The organism is Thioclava sp. GXIMD4216 (assembly GCF_037949285.1).
In the GTDB taxonomy this organism is placed as follows: domain Bacteria; phylum Pseudomonadota; class Alphaproteobacteria; order Rhodobacterales; family Rhodobacteraceae; genus Thioclava; species Thioclava litoralis.
In genome coordinates, this window is the sequence record NZ_CP149926.1 from 104,194 (window position 1) to 123,042 (window position 18,849).

Sequence of the window (18,849 nt, forward strand, 5' to 3'; positions counted from 1 at the left end):
CTAAGGTATAGCAGGCCAAGGCATAGGAAACGGCATAGAAAAAGGCGCGGGATATCCCGCGCCTCCGGCTTCGTCACACAGATGGCTTATTGCGCATTGTCGATCACATCGCGCATATCGCGCGCGACACGGCCCGCACCCGTATTGGTAATCTCGATCCGGCGGGGCTTGAGAGCCTCGGGAACCTCATGCACCAGATCGATATGCAGCATGCCATCCTCATTGCTGGCACCGGTCACACGGACATGATCGGCCAGCCCGAAACGACGCTCGAAAGCGCGGGTGGCGATACCGCGATGCAGATAGGTCTTCTGTCCGGCTTCCTCGGATTTGCGGCCCGAGACGATCAGCGCCCCGTCGCGCATCTCGACGGTCAGCTCGTCTGCGGCAAACCCCGCGACAGCGATGGTAATGCGATAGGCATTCTCGGCGGTTTTTTCGATATTATAGGGGGGATAGCTGGTTTGGGAGACGTCTTTCGACATCACGCTATCCATCAGGTCGGCCATCCGGTCAAAACCGACAGTGGCACGGTAAAGCGGCGAAAGATCAAAGCTACGCATGGTATCATCCTCTCAGAGCGATGGTTGCCCACCCCGTCCGGGCATGGGCGATGAAATGGGTGCGGGACCCTGTTGCGGCATCCCGACACACTCAATCTGGGAAGGGCCAAACGCCGTTTCAAGCCTTCCTGCCCCGAAGGATTTCAGATTTTTGCCACTCGGCCACAGCCCGCATTGGTGCGGAAGCCTAAGGCGAAACGGATGGCGGCACCGAGAGGAACTTCGCGCCCCCCACCATCTTCGCCCGCTGCCCGCCCGGCTGGCGCAGATCGGTCAGCATATGGCGCATCAGGCTGGCATCGGCCACCACCGCAACCGGCTGCCCCTCAAGCCGCGCCTTGGCCGAGACCACCCCCACGATCTGCGGCCTGCCATGTTTCATGACGAAGACCGGCGCACCGGAGGCCCCATGATCGACATCACAATCCGTGATCATCCGCCCCTCGTTTTTCTGGATCACATAGCAGCGCGCCTGCAGGGAGGGCAGCGCCTCGCGCCCCTCGGCATAGGAGACCACCCGCAGCGGATCGCCCTTGCGGGGCACCTCCCCCAGATCGAACGGCATGACCGGCGAGATCCGCACGGGCCTATCCAGTTGCAGCAGAGCCATATCATAGGTCACGCGGTCAAAGGCCTGCGGTCCCTGATAGCGATATTGCGGATGGGGAAACCCCGCCCTGATCTGGCGTTCGACCAAGGCACGGTCTTCGCGCAATCCCATCCGGAAGCGGGCCGTGGTGATATCGACCCTGCCCCCGCTACGGGGATCAAAGAGACAATGCGCCGCCGTCAGAACCAGATCGGGCGCCACAAGACTGGCGGTGCAGAACCCGCCATCCGCAAAATCGAGCCGCCCGACCGCCTCCCAGCCCCGACCGGCATCCCCCGTGGTCAGGACCCGCAGAGTGGTCTGGGCCGATAGCGCGACAGGGAGAAGCATGGCCAGAAGACAGAGTGATATCATATGCCGGATCATCGCCATTTCCCCGCAAACCGTGCCCGCAGATCGTCAAAGCGGGTCAATACGGCGATTTTAGGACAAACGCGCGGCCCCGAGCGGGATTCACACTCGCGGATATGTTTCGAGCAGACCGAGCGGGGCGGGGCCATCGAGACCCCGCCCCGCTCGGCCCGAAGGGACCTACGGCCCCTTCGGGCTCAGCCCAGCACCTGTGTAACCGCCTTTTTCATCGCCGCGACAATGATATCGGCCTCGGCCTCGCTGAGGCATAGGGGCGGCGCGAAGCCAAGGATATCGCCCTGTGGCATGGCGCGCCCGATCACCCCTTCTGCGGCCAGCGCCGTGGCGATCTGCGGGCCGATCTTGGCACTCGCGTCAAAGAAGCGGCGGCTGTCGCGGTCCTCGACGAATTCGACCGCGCAAAGCATGCCCTCGCCACGGATGTCACCGACATTCGGATGATCGCCCAAGGCCTCTTTCATCGCCTTATTCAGATAGGCCCCTGTTGTGCCTGCGTTTTCCACCAGACCGAGGTTGTCGATCAGCTTGAGGTTGGCCACCCCTGCTGCCGCGCCAATGGGGTGGGCCGAATAGGTCCAGCCATGACCGATCGGGCCGTTTTCATCGGTACCCTGTTCGAGCACCTTCCACATCCTGTCACCCACAATCGACCCCGACAGCGGCGCATAGGCCGAGGTCAGCCCTTTGGCGATGGTGATCAGGTCGGGTTTCATCCCGTAGTGATCCGAGCCGAACATCGTGCCCAGCCGCCCGAACCCCGTGACGACCTCATCGGCCACCAAGAGGATGTCGTACTTGGTCAGCACCTTCTGGACCCCTTCCCAATAGCCTGCGGGCGGCGGCACGATGCCCCCTGTGCCCAGAACCGGCTCGCCGATGAAGGCGGCGATCGTATCGGCGCCCTCGCGTTCGATCAGCGCCTCTAGCTCGGCTACGCAATGGGCGGTGAAGGCTTCCTCGGTCTCGATCCCCTCGGGGCGACGGAAGTAATAGGGCGCCTCGGTATGCAGGATCGGCGCGCGCGGCAGGTCGAATTTATTGTGGAAACCCGATAGCCCCGTCAGAGACCCCGTCATCACCCCCGAGCCGTGATAGCCCCGCCAGCGCGAGATGATCTTCTTCTTCTCGGGGCGGTTCAGGATGTTGTTGTAGTACCAGATCAGCTTGATGTTGGTTTCATTCGCATCCGAGCCGGACAGCCCGAAATAGACCTTGGACATGCCCTCGGGCGCGCGTTCCATGACCATCTGCGCCAGCGTGATCGAGGCCTCCGTCCCATGACCCACATAGGCGTGGTAATAGGCCAGCTCGCGCGCCTGATCGGCAATCGCATCGGCGATCTCGGGGCGGCCATAGCCCACATTCACGCAGTAAAGCCCCGCAAAAGCATCGAGCATCTGGCGGCCATCGCGGTCCTCGATATAGACCCCCTTGGCGGTACGGATCACGCGGGTCGGGGTCTCGCCACGGGCATGCTGTGCCAGATGGGTCGAGGGGTGGAAGAAATTCTCGCGGTCCCAGCGGGCGAGTTGGTCATTGGTCAGCATAATGCCTCCTTTCGTCATCACTTAGATACCCCAGTCGCGGCAGAGGTATTTGATCTCCATGAATTCCTGCATGCCCATGCGCGCACCCTCGCGGCCAAGGCCGGATTGCTTCATGCCGCCAAAGGGGATGGGCGCGCCGGTGACCTTGGTGCGGTTCACCGCCACCATGCCGAACTGTAGCGCGCGGCTCATGCGGTAGATGCGCTTGGGGTCGCGGCTGTGGATATAGGCCATCAGCCCGTAATCGCCTGTATTCGCACGGGCGATCACCTCGGCTTCGGTATCAAAGGGCGTGATCGGCGCGATGGGGCCGAAGGTTTCCTCGCGCATGATCTTGGCGTCATCGGGCACATCGGTCAGCACGGTCGGCTGGAAGAACAGCCCCTCATGCGTGCCGCCGGTGGCCAGCTTCGCGCCTTGGGCCAAAGCGTCGTCCAGATGCTCGACCTGTTTGGCGATGGCGCCTTCATTCATCAAAGGGCCGATATCGGGGTCGTCGATCCCGCGCCCGACGGTCAACGCCTGCACGGCCTCGGTAAATTTCGTGCAGAAGGCATCATAGATCGGGCGTTCCACATAAATGCGGTTGGCGGCCAGACAATCCTGCCCCGAGGTAGCGAATTTGGCCTTGAGCGTCTCGGCCACGGCACGGTCCAGATCGGCACCCTTGAAGATGATCACCGGCGCATGGCCGCCCAGTTCCAGCACCAGCCGTTTCACCGTCTGGGCCGATTGCGCATACAGCAGCTTGCCGATGGCGGTGGAGCCGGTGAACGACAGCGCCCGCACGCGGGGGTCTTCGCACCAAGGGGTGACGATATCGGGCGCATGGCCCGTGACCACATTGAACACGCCCGCCGGAACGCCCGCCCGCTCGGCCAGTTCCGCCAAGGCCAGCGCCGAATAGGGCGTCTCGGCAGATGGATGCGCCACCACGGTACAACCCGCCGCCAAGGCCGCTGCCGCCTTGCGCGTCAGCATGGCCGAGGGGAAATTCCACGGGGTGACCAGCGCCGCCACGCCAACAGGCTCCAGCCAGAGTTCCATCTCGGCATCGGGCAGATGCGAGGTCACGCTTTCCACATTGGGGCGCTTGGCTTCCTCGGCGTAGAATTCGACGAAACTTGCGGCATAGTCGATCTCGCCACGCGCCTCCGATATCGGCTTGCCCTGTTCGGCCACCATGATACGGGCAAGGTCTTCTTTTGCCTCGGTAATCAGGTCGAACCAGCGGCGCAGGATCGCCGCGCGCTCTTGTGGCAGGGTTACAGACCACGCGCCAAAGGCACGATCGGCCGCCTCAACGGCTGCCACGGCCTGCGCGCCCGAGAGGCAGGCGACATGGCCCAATTCCGCTCCGTCGCTCGGGTCGACAACGGCAAAGGCGCGCGCGTCCCCTGCCTGCCATTTGCCATCCACATAGGCGAAACTTCGCAGCAGGCGGCGGTCTTTCAGGGCGGCTCGGTCGGAAATAGCAGCATCCAGCATGGGCGGGTCTCCTTTCCCGTCCAGTCTGCCCGATCCAACCCGCCTGAGAGACCGAAGATCACCCATCCGCAGCCCAAGCGGACTGCCGCGCGGGTGATCTCAGTCCAGATGGCCTGCCAGCAGATCAAAGGGCGGCAGGCCCTGCTTTACCGGCTTGGTCACGATATAGGTGAAATAGCGCGCAATCCCGATGCGCCCCTCCAGCAGCGTGTCGATCAGCCGCTGATAGCTGTCGATATCGCGAGTGACGATCTGCATGAGGTAATCAAACCCGCCGCCCAAAGCCCAGACATTCACGATCTCGGGGATCGGCTGCACGGCATCCTCGAAAATGCGGAAGGTCGCGGCCTTATGATCGGCCAGCTCGGCGGCCACAAAGACCGTCACATGCGGGCCCAGTTTTTTCAGCGCGATCCGCGCGCCATAGCCCTCGACCAGCCCCGCAGCCTCGAGTTTGCGCAGCCGCTCCCAAGCGGGCGTGGGCGAAAGATTGATACGCTCGGCCAGCGCCGCTTTGGTGATGCGGCCCTCGCGGGCAAGCGTTGTCAGAATGGCAAGGTCACGGTCGTCAAGCTTCAGCATGAGGCGATGATAGCCCAGCGCGCGCGGCCCTGCATCCGGCAAAAACGACGAAGTGAAGGAAACTTCCAAAGGGTCTGCCCGTTAGGGAGACACCCCCTGAGGAAAGGATATCCGATGTCTCCTGTAACGCCGCAACCGACCAAAGCCGCCAACCGCCTGAAAGGCAAAATCGCCATTGTCACCGGCGGCTCGTCGGGGATCGGGGCGGCCATTGCCGAGACCTACGCGCAGGAGGGGGCGGATCTGGTGATCACCTACCGTTCGGATGAAGCGGGCGCCAAGAAGACCGCCGATCATGTGGCCGCCCACGGCAGTCTGGTGGAGATCGTGAAATGCGATCTGTCCAAGCTTGACGACATCGAGGCGCTTTTTGCCAAGACGCAGGACCGGTTCGGAGCGGCGGATATTCTGGTGAATAACGGCGGGATGGACCCTGACCCCGCCGATCTGGACCAGATGGACCCCGAGGACTGGTCCAAGGTGATCGCCGTCAATCTGACCGGCCCCGCCATGGCTTCGGCGGCCTTCACCCGTATGCGTAAGGCAGCGGGCGGCGGTGGGCGCATTGTCACCGTGTCTTCGGTGCATGAGAACGTCCCGCGCGGGGGCACCTCAGCCTATGATGCGTCCAAGGGCGGGCTGCGGATGCTGACCCGCACGCTGGCGCTGGAACTGGCGCCGCATAGGATCACCGCCAATAACATCCTTCCCGGCATGATCCTGACGCCGATCAACCAAGAAGCCATCGACGATCCCGAACTGCGCAAGGAGATGGAGAGCCATATCCCGTGGGGCCGCGCGGGCCAGCCGTGGGAGGTGGCGAAAATGGCAGTCTATCTGGCTTCGACGGATGCGGAATATGTGACGGGCCAGAGCTTTGCCATTGATGGCGGGCTGTCGATCAACCTTGGTCAGGGGGCATAAGATGGAGGGCCGCATCACCCGTCCGCTGTTGCACACCCCTGCCGACACCGCTCTGGCCGACCTGCCCCAGCGCAAAAACGCCTATCCGCCGATCCGCGATTTCGCCCTGATCGGAGACACGCTGACCGCCGCGATTGTCGCACGCGACGGGGCGATCGAATTCCTCTGCCTGCCGGATTTCGATGGCGATGCGGTCTTCACCGGCATGCTGGATGCGCGACGCGGCGGGCGGTTTTTCGTGGGCCCCACTGTGCAGGGGGAGATCACCCGTGACTATATCGGGGACAGCGCCGTTTTGCGCACCACCCATCACACGCCGCAGGGGGTCTTGCAGGTCACCGACCTGATGCCGATGGGCGAACGCGCAGATGGCTCGATTGGCGGCGACAGGCAGGTGCTGCGCATTGTCGAAGCGTTGGAAGGTGCGCCGGAACTGGCCGTGCTGATCAACCCGATGCTGGACTGGGGCGCGACCCTGCCCGACCTCCGGCAGGATGAGGATGGCAGCTGGCGGATGGAATTCGGCCATGACGGGCTGCGCTTTGTGTCCGATGTGGATCTGTCCCCTGTTGCCCCCGGCGCTTTGGGCGGATCCTGCACGCTTCAGGCGGGCGAGACCCGTTTTGCCCTGCTGACCAGCGCCAGCCCCGATGCCCGCCCTGTGGATGCTGGCACGCCTCGGCGTGAACTCGACCGCACCTTGGCCTATTGGAAAAAGATCAACACGGGCTGCAAACCCGAAGGCCCTTTCCGCAAGGCGATCATGCGCAGCGCGGTGACCCTGCATCTTTTGCATTACAACAACTCGGGCGCGCTGCTGGCCGCCCCCACGGCGGGCCTGCCCGAGACCATCGGCGGGGTGCGCAATTACGACTACCGCTTCTGCTGGATCAGGGATGCCACTTTTGTGCTGCATGCGTTTTTCGCGCTGAACCTGCCTGACTGTGCCCAGAATTTCTTCCGCTGGCTGATGCAGGCCGCGCGCCAGTCCGCTCCGCGTCTGGGAGTGTTCTATTCCATCGGCAAGGAACATGATCCGGGCACGCGCACACTGACGGCGCTTGAGGGCTATCGCGGCTCGGCGCCGCTGATCATCGGCAATGACGCACAGGGGCAGCTCCAATTGGACGGCTATGGGGCCGTGCTGGATTGCGCGCGCATGTATGTGCGTCATGGCGGCACCCTGTCCGAGGAGGAACAGACCCGCCTGCAGGGCTATGCGCAGGCGGCCATGCTGGATTGGACCCTGCCCGATAACGGCCTGTGGGAAATTCCGGGGTCGCGCCAGCATCACACCTATTCCAAGGCGATGTGCTGGCAGGCGCTGGATGCCTGGCTTGATCTGATCGAATTGGGCGCCGTGAAGGATGACCCCGAGGCCTACCGCAGCGAACATGCCCGCATCCGCGACTATGTTCTGTCGCGGGCATGGAACGAGGAGGTCGGTGCCTTTACCGGCGCGATCGGACGCGACTGGCTGGATGCCTCGGTTCTGCTGCTGCCCCGCATCGGGATCGTCGCGCCGGACGACCCGAAGATGGTGGCCACCTATGAGACCCTGAAGCGCGAGCTGTCTGAAGGGCCGCATTTCCGCCGCTATCAGGAAGGGGTGGACTGCATTGCGGGCAATGAGGGGCACTTCATGGCCTGTGGTTTCTGGGCGGCAGATTACCTGACCCGCGCGGGCCGCATCACTGAGGCCGAGGCGCAGATTTCCGGCCTTCTGGCCACGGCGAATGATCTGGGGCTGATGCCTGAAGAGATCGCCCCCGCAAGCGGCGACCACTTGGGCAATTTCCCGCAGGCCTTTTCCCATGCAGGGCTGATTGCGGCGGCCGTCGCGCTGGAAGAGGCCCGTGGCACGCGCGCCGACTGCGACTAAAGCGCCTCTGCCACCTGCCCCAATAGTTTCAGACCGGGGCGCACGGCCTCGGTCCGGATGCAACTAAGCCCCAGCCGGATGTAACGCCCCGCGCCTTCGGCTCCGGTGAAAGGATCGCCCAGCTCGAAAGCCACGCCACGGGCCAGCGCGCCCTGCAACAGCGCGGCATTATCCATGCCTTCGGGCAGCTTTAGCCAGAGGCTCGACCCGCCATGACAGGGATCGGGCGCGCGAAACCCCGCGAGGTCTTGGGGAAGGCGGTCGATCACCTGATACCAGCGTTCGGCATGGGCCTCGCGCAGCCGCCGCATCAGCGCCAGATAATGCCCCTCGGCCAGAAAGATCGCCGCCGTGCGCTGATTGTTCAGCGGAGCAGAGCGGTGCAGCAGCCTGCGCATCCAGCGCGCCTCATGCACAAAACCCTCGGGTGCCACCATAAACCCAAGCCGCACCCCCGGCGCGAGAATCTTCGACATGGTGCCTAGGTAAATCACGCGCCCCGCCCGATCCTGAGACTTCAACGCGGGGCCTCGGGCCAAGGCCAGTTCTCCCTCGTAATCATCTTCAAGGATCAGGAAATCCTCATCGCTCGCACGGTCCAGCCAGTCGGCGCGGCGGGCGGACGACATCACCGTCATCGTCGGACAATGCGAGGCGGGTGTCAGCACCGCCAGATCAAGGCCGGACACAGGTGCCGCCCCTTCCGCATCCACGCCCAGATCCACCGGCTCGGCCCCTGTCAGGCCAAAGATGAACCGCGCGTCGGGATAGCCCGGACGCTCCAGCCCGACACGCGCACCCTCGCCCGCCAGAAGACGCGCCGCCAGATACAGCCCCTCCTGCGCGCCCAAGGTAATCAGAATCTCTTCGGGGCGGGCAAAGATCCCCCGCGCAGGCAGAATGCGGGTGCGGATCTGTTCGATCAGCATCGGGTCATCGTCCACCGCCCGATCCGCCGACCACCAATCCAGCGCCGACCGCCCCATCATATCGCGCGAACAGACCCGCCACGCCTGAATGGGAAACAGCGTCGGGTCCACCTGCCCGTAGATGAACGGATAGGGGTAATCGGCCCAGTTGGTCATCTTGCGGATCTGCTCGAAGGCCGAGGGCCGCGCCCGCAGCCGGCTGGCCCAATGGATCGCCCCTTGCGCCGCCGTCTCGGGCATGGGCTGCGCGCGCACCGCCACAAAGACCCCGCGCTTGGGCTGGGCCTCCAGATAGCCGCGCGCGACCAGCTCGTCATAGGCCAGCGTCACCGTATTGCGCGCCACCCCCAGCGATTGCGCCAGACTGCGCGAGCCGGGCATCTTCTGCGCCGGACGCAGCCGCCCCTGTTCGATGGCGGTGATGATCCCCTGCCGCAACTGGCGCTGCAACGGGTCGGTGCTGGATCTGTCCAGCGTCAGACCAAGGGTTGATTTCGCCTGCTCTGCCATAGGTCTCCGCCTAAAATTCCCGCAACCGCCCTGCCAAATGCAGAATGCCTTGACCCTGCCATAACATACCCGCCAATCTGGCACCATCGCTTACACCCATCTGGCCCTATCAGCGCCAGCCCGAAAGCGATTGGGTGAAGCGGAGTTTCAAGAAAAGGATGGCCCCGATGGACGGTCACGCACTTAATGACATTCAGGCCACTGTCGATGCTGATAAGGCCCATGTCTTCCACCACCTGTTCCAACACGCGAAGCTGCGCACCCATGACCCGCGCATCATCGTCGAGGGCAAAGGCATGTCAGTCTGGGACCAGAACGGGCGCGAATATCTGGATTCGGTCTCGGGCGGCGTCTGGACGGTGAATGTGGGCTATGGCCGCGAGAGCATCGCCAATGCGGTGCGCGACCAGCTTATCAAGATCAACTATTTCGCGGGTTCTGTCGGGTCGATCCCCGGTGCGCAATTCGCGGAACGTCTGACCGAGAAAACCCCGGGCCTGACCCGTCTTTACTATGTCAACTCGGGCACCGAGGCCAATGAGAAAGCATGGAAGATGGTCCGCCAGATCGCGCATAAGCATCACAGCGGCAAGAAGTGGAAGATCCTCTACCGCGAGCGCGACTATCACGGGTCCTCGCTGGCGGCACTGGCCGCCTGTGGCCAGCACCAGCGCGCCGATCAATATGGCCCCTTCCCCGAGGGATTCATCCCCGTGCCGCATTGCCTTGAATACCGCGCGCAATGGGATGTGGAAAATTATGGCGAACGCGCGGCGGATGCCATCGAAGAGGTCATCCTGCGCGAAGGCCCCGATACCGTGGGCGCGCTCTGCCTCGAGCCCGTCACCGCGGGCGGTGGTGTCATCGTGCCGCCCAAAGGCTATTGGGAGCGCGTGCAGGAGATCTGCAAGAAATACGACATCCTGCTGCATATCGACGAGGTCGTCTGTGGCATGGGCCGCACCGGCGAGTGGTTCGGCTATCAGAACTACGGCATCAAACCCGATTTCGTGACCTGCGCCAAAGGCGTGGCTTCGGGCTATGCGGCGATTGCCTGCATGCTGACCACCGATGAGGTCTTCGAGAAATTCCGCACAGACCCCGATGATGAGATGAGCTATTTCCGCGATATCTCGACCTTCGGCGGCTGCACGGCGGGCCCTGCTGCGGCGCTGGAGAACATGCGCATCATCGAGGATGAGGGCCTTCTGGCCAATACCAAGGCGATGGGCGACTATATGATGAGCCGCCTGCACGAGCTGAAGGAAAAGCACAAAGTCATCGGCGATGTGCGCGGCAAGGGCCTGTTCTGCGGCGCCGAACTGGTGGCCGACCGCGCCACCAAGGAGCCGCTGGCCGAGAAGCTGGTGCAATCGGTTGTGGCCTCGGCGGATGCGGATGGCGTGCTGATCGGCGCCACGGCGCGGTCGTTCAAGGGCTTCAACAACACGCTCTGCTTCAGCCCCGCGCTGATCGTGGACCAGCCCAAGATCGACCGGATCATCGAGGCCGTTGATCGCGGCCTTGCCAAACTGGCCTGAACCAGGCTTAAGCTATCCGGAACAAGGCAGGGGCACGCTCCTGCCTTTTTCATGACCCGCGCAGGTCTGCCCCTACAGGAGAGCCCATATGACCCTTGCCACGCTGCTGACCTTCGCCCTTGTCACCACGCTGCTGGTGATCTCGCCCGGACCGAACGGCCTGCTGATCGCGCGCATCGTGCCGCTTTCGGGGCGACGGGCGGGGTTTGCGGCGGTCTGCGGCTTTGTGGCGGCCTTCTACCTGCATGGGACGCTGTCGGTACTGGGAATCTCGGCCATACTGACGCAATCGGCATGGGCCTATAATGTCTTCAAGATGCTGGGCGCGGGCTATCTGGTCTGGCTCGGGGTCAAATCGCTGATCGCTGCGGCCCGTGGCGTGACGCCCTCGCCCCATGCCCCCGAACTGCGCCAGACCCGCAAGCGCCGTGCCTTCATCGAAGGCTTCCTGACCAATGCGCTCAACCCGAAGGTCTCGCTTTTCTATCTTGCGGCCTTTCCGCAATTCCTGCCTGCGGATCATGGCATCGCCCAGCCCTTCGCGCTGGTCACCCTGCATGCCACGATCAATGCGCTATGGTTCTCGGCTATGGTGATGGCGCTTGGTGGCCTCAGGGCCGTCACCCGCCGCCCCGCCTTCCAGCGCGCCCTGAAGGCCGTGACGGGCGTGGTCTTTATCGGCTTCGGGGTGAAACTGGCGCAAAGCCGGATTGCCCCATAAGCCATGATCCGCCCTGCCACGCCGCAAGACGAGGCCGCCATCCGCGCCTGCGCGATCGAGGCCTACAGCCCCTATATCGCCCGCATGGGCCGCGACCCTGCCCCCATGAGCGCCGATTACGCCGCCCAGATCGCGCAAGGATTGGTCCATGTGGCCTATGAGGGGGCGTTTCTGGGCTTCATCACCTTCTATGACGAAGGCCCCCATATTCTGTTGGAAAATGTCGCCGTCACAGAGGCCGCGCGGGGCCATGGCACGGGCCGCAAGCTGATCGCCTTTTGCGAGGAGGCCGCCCGTCAGGCAGGCAAGCCGGTACAGCTTTATACCAATGCCAAAATGACCGAGAACCTCGCGCTCTATCCGCGTCTGGGCTATGCCAAGATCGGGGAACGGGTAGAAAACGGCTTCCACCGCGTCTATTTCCAGAAAAATCCGGCGTGAAGCGCGGGGCTTGCACCGCGATCCCTCTGGCCATACGCCCCGCCCCGCGTTAAACCCTGCGCAAACTCATCTGAAAGGCGGATATATGGCACGTCACCTCGTCACCTCGGCGATTCCCTATATCAACGGCATCAAGCACCTCGGGAATCTCGTCGGCTCGCAGCTTCCGGCGGATCTTTTCGCCCGCTACCAGCGTGCGCGCGGCAATGAGGTCATGTTCATCTGCGCCACCGACGAACATGGCACCCCCGCCGAGCTGGCCGCCCAGAAGGCCGGCAAGCCCGTGGCCGAGTATTGCGCGGAAATGCACGCGGTGCAGGCCCGTATCGCGGAAGGTTTCCGCCTGAGCTTTGACCACTTCGGGCGGTCTTCCAGCACTCAGAACCGTGCGCTGACCCAAGCCTTCGCCAAGCGCCTGTTCGATATGGGGCTGATCCGCGAAGTCTCTGAAAAGCAGATGTATTCCAACGCCGATGGCCGCTTCCTGCCGGACCGCTATATCGAGGGCACCTGCCCCAATTGCGGCTATGACAGCGCGCGCGGCGACCAATGCGACAATTGCACCAAGCAACTCGATCCGGTCGATCTGATCAACCCGCGCTCGGTGATCTCGGGCTCGACCGATCTGGAAATGCGCGAAACGAAGCACCTCTTCCTGCGCCAGTCGGCCATGAAGGACAAGCTCGACGCCTGGATCGACAGCAAGACCGACTGGCCGGTGCTGACCACCTCGATTGCCAAGAAGTGGCTGCATGACGGCGACGGGTTGCAGGACCGCGGCATCACGCGCGATCTCAGCTGGGGTGTGCCTGCGCAATTCGAGGACGCGCCTTGGGAAGGCATGGAAGGCAAGGTCTTCTACGTCTGGTTCGACGCGCCGATCGAATATATCGCGGGCACGCAGGAATGGGCCGAGGCCTCGGGCGGCGATTGGGAGCGCTGGTGGCGCACCGATAAAGGCGCCGAGGATGTGACCTATACCCAGTTCATGGGCAAGGATAACGTCCCCTTCCACACGCTCTCCTTCCCCGCGACAATCCTTGGTTCGGACGAGCCGTGGAAGCTGGTGGATTACATCAAATCCTTCAACTACCTCAATTATGATGGTGGCCAGTTCTCGACCTCGCGCGGGCGTGGCGTCTTCATGGATCAGGCGCTTGAAATCCTGCCGTCGGATTACTGGCGCTGGTGGCTTCTCTCGCACGCCCCCGAGTCGGCGGATGCCGAATTCACTTGGGAGAATTTCCAGGTATCGGTGAATAAGGATCTGGCCGATGTGCTGGGGAATTTCGTCTCGCGGATCACCAAATTCACCCGTTCCAAATTCGGGGAAGCGATCCCCGAGGGCGGCGATTGGGGCGAGGCAGGCGAGGCGCTGATTGCCGAGCTGACCACCCGCATCCGCGACTACGAGCGCTTCATGGAGGCCAAAGAGGTCCGCAAGGCCGCAGCCGAGCTGCGCGCGATCTGGGTGGCGGGCAATGAATATCTGCAATCCTCGGCGCCTTGGTCGGTGTTCAAGACCGATCCGGTGCAGGCGGGCGCGATTGCACGTCTGGCGCTGAACCTCGTGCCGCTTTACGCGGTGCTCTCGGCACCCTTCATCCCCGATGCGGCAGCGTCCATGCTGGAAGGCATGCATGCAACCGACCAAACCTGGCCCGAGGATGTGGCCGCCGCCGTACGCGCCCTGCCCGAAGGCCATGCCTTCACCACGCCGGACGTGCTGTTTGGCAAGATCTCGGACGAAGAGCGCGAGGATTGGCAAAGCCGCTTTGCGGGCATCCGCACCTGAGCCAATGCTCCGGACATGAAAAAACGGCGGGCCGATGCGCCCGCCGTTTTGCATTTCGGCCCGAGGTCAGGCCGAGACCCGATCAGCCATTGGCCTGATGGATCGAGGCCAGACATTGCGCCATAAATTTCACCGGCGTGCTGGCGCGGTCCACATCGCGATAGACCAGATCAAGCGAGACCTTGCGGCGGCTGACCCCGCCTGCATTCAGCATCACCAGATCACCGCGTTCCAGCTGACCGGAGATCAGCTCGGTCGGCAACCAGCCGAAACACATGCCCCGCTCGACCGCCGCCACGGCGCTTTCCAGCGAGGAGACCGTCCAGATACGGCCATGCGGGCGGTCCACCTCGGTGCCGTCCAGCCGGTTCTCGCGGATGAAAACGCGCAGATGCCGCGCCATCTCGGCCTGTGTCAGGCTGTGATGGGCATTGGCCAGAGGGTGATCCTTGCGCGCCACCAGCGCGAAATCCATCTCGCAGATCCGCTGGCCGACAACAGGGCAAAGCTCGGGCAGAACCACGGCCAGATCAAAGGGCAGGCTCATGAATTCCGACATTTCCAGACGCACCGTCTCGTGGATATCCACCAGAACATCGGGAAATTTCACCTGAAGCTGCTGCAGCGCCTCGCCCAGCCATTCGCGCGGGAAAAGGGCATCGACCAGCAGGCGGACCTGAAGCGGTCCGGTGCCGGATTCCGCCCGTGCGGCCGTCTCGACCGAAACCAGCTCGTCGATCAGCGGCGAGACCTCGGCCAGCAACAGCTTGCCATGCTCGGTCAGAACCGCGCGGCGGCCCTGCATCTCCATAATCGGGAAGCCCAGAGATTCCTGTAGCTTGGACACCGAATAGCTGATCGCGGACTGGCTCCGCTCCAGGCTGATCGCCGCCTCGGCAAAGCTGCCGCATTCCACAACGCGCCGCAAGATGGCCCAATGTTCGAGGTTGGTCTTCGGAATGCTCGACGGCATATGGTCCTCATCGCTTTGTTATGCGCGCATTGAACGGCCTTCGGCGGTGATGCGCAAGATCTGGCTGTCGATCTGGCTTCGGATCATTGCGTCCTTTCGTGGGACAGCGTGGCCGAAGCAGGATCGGGCTGGGTATCGCTGGGATTGGCAATAGGAGGCTTTGGCGGGGTGTGCAATCCACCTGCGGGCCCGTCCTGCCAGCGACCGAAGCGATAATACAACACCGCCATCAGCATCGTGGCGCAGAAGGCGGTCGGGAAGCTCCACCAGATCGCATCGGTGCCAAGCACCGGATGCATCAGCTCGACAAAGCCCAGCCGCACCGGATAAAGCGACACCGCCAGAATGACCAGCGGCCAGACCACACGCCCGTTGGCCCGCACCGTGCCGAACAGCACCTGACTGACCCCGAAGGCGACAAAGCCCCATGTCGCCACCAGAAGCGCATGCTGACCGATCTCCATCGCCGCCCCCTGCCCGTCGAGAAAGATCGCCAGCGCATAGCGGTCCACCAGCAACAGCAGAGCCACCAGCCCGCCGGTCAGTACCATATTGAAGACGATCCCGATACGGGTGATCCGCGAGACACGATCAAACCGGCCCGCCCCGATATTCTGCGCCGCCATTGCCGACACCGCCGCCCCCAGCGCCATCGCGGGCATCTGCACATAGGTCCAGATCTGCTGCACCGCACCGTAAGCCGCCGTGGTCTCCACGCCCTCGCGATTGATCAGGCGCAGCACCGTCAGCGCGGCGGTGGTCACCACCACCATCTGCAGGCCGATGGGTAGGCCCTTGGCAAGGATCTGGCGCAGGATCTGCGGATCGGGCCGCAGAAAGCGCAGCTCGCCCCCGCGCAGGCGCAGCGGCAAGTCCCGCAGATAGATATAGACCAGCATCGCCACCAGCGAGGTGTAATTGGCCAGCCCCAGACTAATCGCCGATCCGCCGATGCCCAGCTTCGGCAGCGGCCCGACCCCAAGGATCAGCAGCGGGTTGATCACCGCCGCCAGCAGCACCGCCAGAATCATGAAATAGAGCGGCGTCACCGAATCCCCCGACCCGCGCAGGGTCATCATCAGCATGGTCTGCATCAGGATGCCTGGCATGGCGACAAAGGTCAGTTGCAGATAGCTACGGGCCAGATCCCCGATCTGCGGATCGGTCCCCAGCAACGCCAGCAGATGCGGCGCGGCGAAATACCCCGCCACGGCCACCACGACCGCCAGCGGAAAAAAGCAGCCCACCGCCGTGCCGACGATCCGGCGGGCCTCGCACAGGCTGCCACGCCCGATGGCCTGACCGATCAGAATGGTGGCCGCCATGCCGAACCCGAAGACAAAGCTGACCAGCAGGAACATGATCAGGTTGCCATTGGTGGTGGCCGCCAGCGCTGTCTCGCCCAGCAGGTTGCCCACCCAAGCCGAGTCGATCGACCCGCCTGCCGATTGCAGCACCGAAGAGCCCAGCGTCGGCAGGGCAAACATAGCCAGCGCCCAGGGAATAGAGCCGGAAACAAGAGCGTTTGAAGAGGTCTTGCCTGAGGGTCCACGCGACATAAAGGGCTCCGTCTGTTCTTTGCAGCTCATCCAGATAGCGTCATCCGGCACGAAGTCATCCGCTTTGCAACTCAGGCCCGTTCAACAGGGTGCGCGCCCATCGCCACCAGCACGATCTCGCCCTGCCATTCGCCACGGATCGCGTCTGCCGCAGCCCAGGACCGCTGCCCCGACCGGCAGGCCAGAACCAACCGCTTGCGCGGCCCGAACAGCGCCATCGTCCGAAGGTCTTCCACGCCCAGCCGATGCGCCTGCGGATGCGCCAGCGGACCTTCCTCCTCGGCGCGCAGATCGATGATCAGATCCTCCGCCGACATCGCTTCGGGAGCAATGAAGCGCGGCGCGTATTCGGGTTCGGGCGCGGTGTGGAACACAAAACCGCCAAAGCGCCACGAAACCGCATCAAAGCTGCTGACCCGCCCCAGAGGGCTTTCACCGAAACCGGTCAGCACCGCCAGCGCCATCTGGGCCTGTAACGCGCCGATCACCCCCACAATCGGCCCCAGTACCCCATCCGCAGCACAGCTGCCCAACCGCTGTGGCAGATCGGGAAAGACCGCACGCAGCGAGGGCGCATTGGCACAGAACCCGCCGACATAGCCCTCGGTCCCCACGACAGACGCCGAGATCAGCGGCACACGGTTTTCAAGACACTGGTCCGACAGGATATAGCTGGCCGCGAAACTATCGGCACAATCCAGCACCAGATCGCAGCCTGCCATATGATGCGCGACATTGGCAGGGCTCAACGCCTGCGGCACAGGGTCCAGCACCACGTCGGGGTTGAGATCCGCCATATGGGCCGCCGCGGCCAGCACCTTGGACCGGCCGATATCGCTTTCGCGAAACAGAGTCTGCCGGTGCAGGTTGGAGCGGCTGACATGATCGGCATCCAGCAGGCGGATATAGCCCACCCCCGCGCCCACCAGATAGTGCAGCACCGGCGCCCCCAGCCCGCCAGCCCCCACCACCAGCACCCGCGCCTCCTGCAGCCGCGCCTGTGCCGCCTCTCCGAAGCCCGGCACGGCGATCTGGCGGGCATAGCGGGTCATCGGGTGACCTCCAGCCACTGCCGCAGCCGTGCCTCCGGGTCGGCATTGAGGGTGATATCGGTCACCACCGACACGCAATCCGCCCCTGCTGCAAAGGCCAGAGGCGCGCGTTCCACCGACAGCCCGCCAATGGCCACCAAGGGCACCCCTTGGCACAGCTGCTTCCATCGGGTCAGTGTCTCGACCCCCTGCTGATGCCATTTCATCTTTTTCAGGATCGTCGGCCAGACCGGCCCCAACGCGACATAATCGGGACGCGCCGCCAGAGCGCGCGCCAGCTCGTCCTCGTCATGGGTGGAAAGGCCCAGCTTCAGCCCCGCCGCGCGGATCGCCGCCAGATCGGCGGTCTCAAGGTCTTCCTGCCCCAGATGCAGCCAGTTGCAGCCCAGCTCGATGGCCAGCTCCCAATGGTCATTCACCACCATCTGCGCCCCATGCGCGCGGCACAGGTCACGCCCCTCGGCCAGCAGAGCGCGCAAACGGTCCTGCGGCTGGTCCTTGATCCGCAACTGGACGAATTCCACCCCCAAGGGCAGCGCGCGACGCAGCCAGTCGGGGTGATCGAAGATGGGATAGAAACGCGGGATCATGCCAGCACCGCCATGCCGATCACCGGCGTCGAGGGCTGGGCCATATCGCGTGGCTCCATCGGGTCCGCCTCATAGGCCAGCCGCCCTGCCTCCAGGGCGCGCGCAAACCCTTCGGCCATTTTCACGGGGTCTCCGGCTTTAGCCACCGCCGTGTTCAGAAGCACCGCGTCAAAGCCCATCTCCATCGCGGCGGCGGCATGGCTGGGCAGGCCCAGACCCGCATCGATCACCATCGGCACCTCGGGGAATTGCGCCCGCAGGCTTCGCAGCCCGTAGGGATTGTTCAACCCCAGCCCCGTGCCGATCGGCGCGCCCCACGGCATCAGCACCTCGGCCCCTGCCTCCAAGAGCCTGCCGCCCAAGACGCCATCCTCGGTGGTATAGGGAAACACCTTGAACCCGTCTTGGGCCAGAATGCGGGTGGCCTCCAACAGGCCGAACGGATCGGGTTGCAGCGTGTCGGGATGGCCGATCACCTCCAGCTTGATCCAGTCCGTATCGAACACCTCGCGCGCCATATGGGCGGTGGTCACCGCCTCTTTGACCGAATGGCATCCGGCGGTATTGGGCAGCACGGGCACATCCAGCCCGCGGATCAGCTCCCAGAAGCCCGCGCCCGTGCCCGATCCGGCAGTCTCGCGGCGCAGAGACACGGTGGCAATCCCCGCGCCCGAGGCCGCAAAAGCCTGCGCCAGATCGCGGGGGCTGGGATAGTGCGAGGTGCCCAGCATCAACCGCGATGCCACCTCGGTTCCATAGAAAACCGGCAT

Annotated in this window: 17 protein-coding genes; 6 read left to right on the forward strand and 11 right to left on the reverse strand. The window is 63.7% G+C overall.

Translation table 11 applies throughout. From position 1 onward, the window contains the following. Nucleotides 1-86: 86 nt before the first annotated feature. From WDB88_RS00535 to WDB88_RS00555, 5 genes are all read right to left on the reverse strand, one after another. Complete coding sequence (locus WDB88_RS00535; RefSeq protein ID WP_339108277.1) at nucleotides 87-563, reverse strand: Hsp20 family protein; 477 nt, start codon at nucleotides 561-563, stop codon at nucleotides 87-89. 187 nt (nucleotides 564-750) lie between these two features. Beyond that, complete coding sequence (locus WDB88_RS00540) at nucleotides 751-1,527, reverse strand: trypsin-like serine protease (protein ID WP_339108278.1); 777 nt, start codon at nucleotides 1,525-1,527, stop codon at nucleotides 751-753. 194 nt (nucleotides 1,528-1,721) lie between these two features. Further along, complete coding sequence (locus WDB88_RS00545) at nucleotides 1,722-3,092, reverse strand: aspartate aminotransferase family protein (protein WP_339108279.1); 1,371 nt, start codon at nucleotides 3,090-3,092, stop codon at nucleotides 1,722-1,724. Nucleotides 3,093-3,113: 21 nt separating this feature from the next. Continuing rightward, nucleotides 3,114-4,580, reverse strand: a complete 1,467-nt coding sequence (locus WDB88_RS00550) for an NAD-dependent succinate-semialdehyde dehydrogenase (RefSeq protein ID WP_339108280.1) — start codon at nucleotides 4,578-4,580, stop codon at nucleotides 3,114-3,116. A gap of 99 nt (nucleotides 4,581-4,679) precedes the next feature. Beyond that, the gene (locus WDB88_RS00555; RefSeq protein WP_339109443.1) at nucleotides 4,680-5,159 is read right to left on the reverse strand and encodes an Lrp/AsnC family transcriptional regulator; all 480 of its coding nucleotides are present in this window, start codon (nucleotides 5,157-5,159) and stop codon (nucleotides 4,680-4,682) included. 117 nt (nucleotides 5,160-5,276) lie between these two features. Between WDB88_RS00555 and WDB88_RS00560 the strand changes: the two genes are divergently transcribed. Next, a complete protein-coding gene (locus tag WDB88_RS00560; protein ID WP_339108281.1) occupies nucleotides 5,277-6,086 on the forward strand; it encodes a glucose 1-dehydrogenase in 810 nt (269 codons plus the stop codon). A gap of 1 nt (nucleotide 6,087) precedes the next feature. Continuing rightward, nucleotides 6,088-7,968 (forward strand): glycoside hydrolase family 15 protein, encoded by a 1,881-nt coding sequence (locus tag WDB88_RS00565; RefSeq protein ID WP_339108282.1) that lies wholly within the window; start codon nucleotides 6,088-6,090, stop codon nucleotides 7,966-7,968. Here the strand turns inward: WDB88_RS00565 and WDB88_RS00570 are convergent. Further along, nucleotides 7,965-9,407, reverse strand: coding sequence for a PLP-dependent aminotransferase family protein (locus WDB88_RS00570; protein WP_339108283.1), 1,443 nt, complete (start codon nucleotides 9,405-9,407; stop codon nucleotides 7,965-7,967). The two genes, WDB88_RS00565 and WDB88_RS00570, sit on opposite strands and share 4 nt — an antisense overlap. Nucleotides 9,408-9,574: 167 nt before the next feature. On the opposite strand from WDB88_RS00570, the gene WDB88_RS00575 reads away from it, so the two are divergent. The 4 genes from WDB88_RS00575 (at nucleotide 9,575) to metG (ending at nucleotide 13,905) form a co-directional block, all read left to right on the forward strand. Beyond that, nucleotides 9,575-10,948 carry an aminotransferase class III-fold pyridoxal phosphate-dependent enzyme gene (locus tag WDB88_RS00575; protein ID WP_339108284.1) on the forward strand — a complete coding sequence of 458 codons (1,374 nt, stop codon included), beginning with the start codon at nucleotides 9,575-9,577 and terminating at the stop codon, nucleotides 10,946-10,948. An 88-nt stretch (nucleotides 10,949-11,036) separates the two neighbouring features. Next, complete coding sequence (locus WDB88_RS00580; protein ID WP_339108285.1) at nucleotides 11,037-11,669, forward strand: LysE family translocator; 633 nt, start codon at nucleotides 11,037-11,039, stop codon at nucleotides 11,667-11,669. Between the two features lie 3 nt (nucleotides 11,670-11,672). After that, nucleotides 11,673-12,110: a GNAT family N-acetyltransferase gene (locus WDB88_RS00585; protein ID WP_339108286.1), complete on the forward strand. Its 438-nt coding sequence runs from the start codon at nucleotides 11,673-11,675 to the stop codon at nucleotides 12,108-12,110. Between the two features lie 85 nt (nucleotides 12,111-12,195). Then, a complete protein-coding gene (metG, locus tag WDB88_RS00590) occupies nucleotides 12,196-13,905 on the forward strand; it encodes a methionine--tRNA ligase (RefSeq protein WP_339108287.1) in 1,710 nt (569 codons plus the stop codon). Between the two features lie 82 nt (nucleotides 13,906-13,987). On the opposite strand, the gene WDB88_RS00595 is transcribed toward metG, so the two are convergent. The 5 genes from WDB88_RS00595 to WDB88_RS00615 all read right to left on the reverse strand — a co-directional run bounded on the left by WDB88_RS00595 (nucleotide 13,988) and on the right by WDB88_RS00615 (nucleotide 18,849). Continuing rightward, entirely contained in the window at nucleotides 13,988-14,878 is an 891-nt protein-coding gene (locus tag WDB88_RS00595; RefSeq protein WP_339108288.1) for a LysR family transcriptional regulator, read from the reverse strand. A gap of 83 nt (nucleotides 14,879-14,961) precedes the next feature. Then, nucleotides 14,962-16,365: an MATE family efflux transporter gene (locus tag WDB88_RS00600; RefSeq protein ID WP_339108289.1), complete on the reverse strand. Its 1,404-nt coding sequence runs from the start codon at nucleotides 16,363-16,365 to the stop codon at nucleotides 14,962-14,964. A 143-nt stretch (nucleotides 16,366-16,508) separates the two neighbouring features. Then, nucleotides 16,509-17,489: a HesA/MoeB/ThiF family protein gene (locus WDB88_RS00605; protein ID WP_339108290.1), complete on the reverse strand. Its 981-nt coding sequence runs from the start codon at nucleotides 17,487-17,489 to the stop codon at nucleotides 16,509-16,511. Continuing rightward, nucleotides 17,486-18,079, reverse strand: a complete 594-nt coding sequence (locus WDB88_RS00610; protein ID WP_339108291.1) for a thiamine phosphate synthase — start codon at nucleotides 18,077-18,079, stop codon at nucleotides 17,486-17,488. The genes WDB88_RS00605 and WDB88_RS00610 overlap by 4 nt, the downstream gene beginning before the upstream one ends. Then, entirely contained in the window at nucleotides 18,076-18,849 is a 774-nt protein-coding gene (locus tag WDB88_RS00615) for a thiazole synthase (RefSeq protein ID WP_339108292.1), read from the reverse strand. Before WDB88_RS00615 ends, WDB88_RS00610 begins: the two co-directional genes overlap by 4 nt.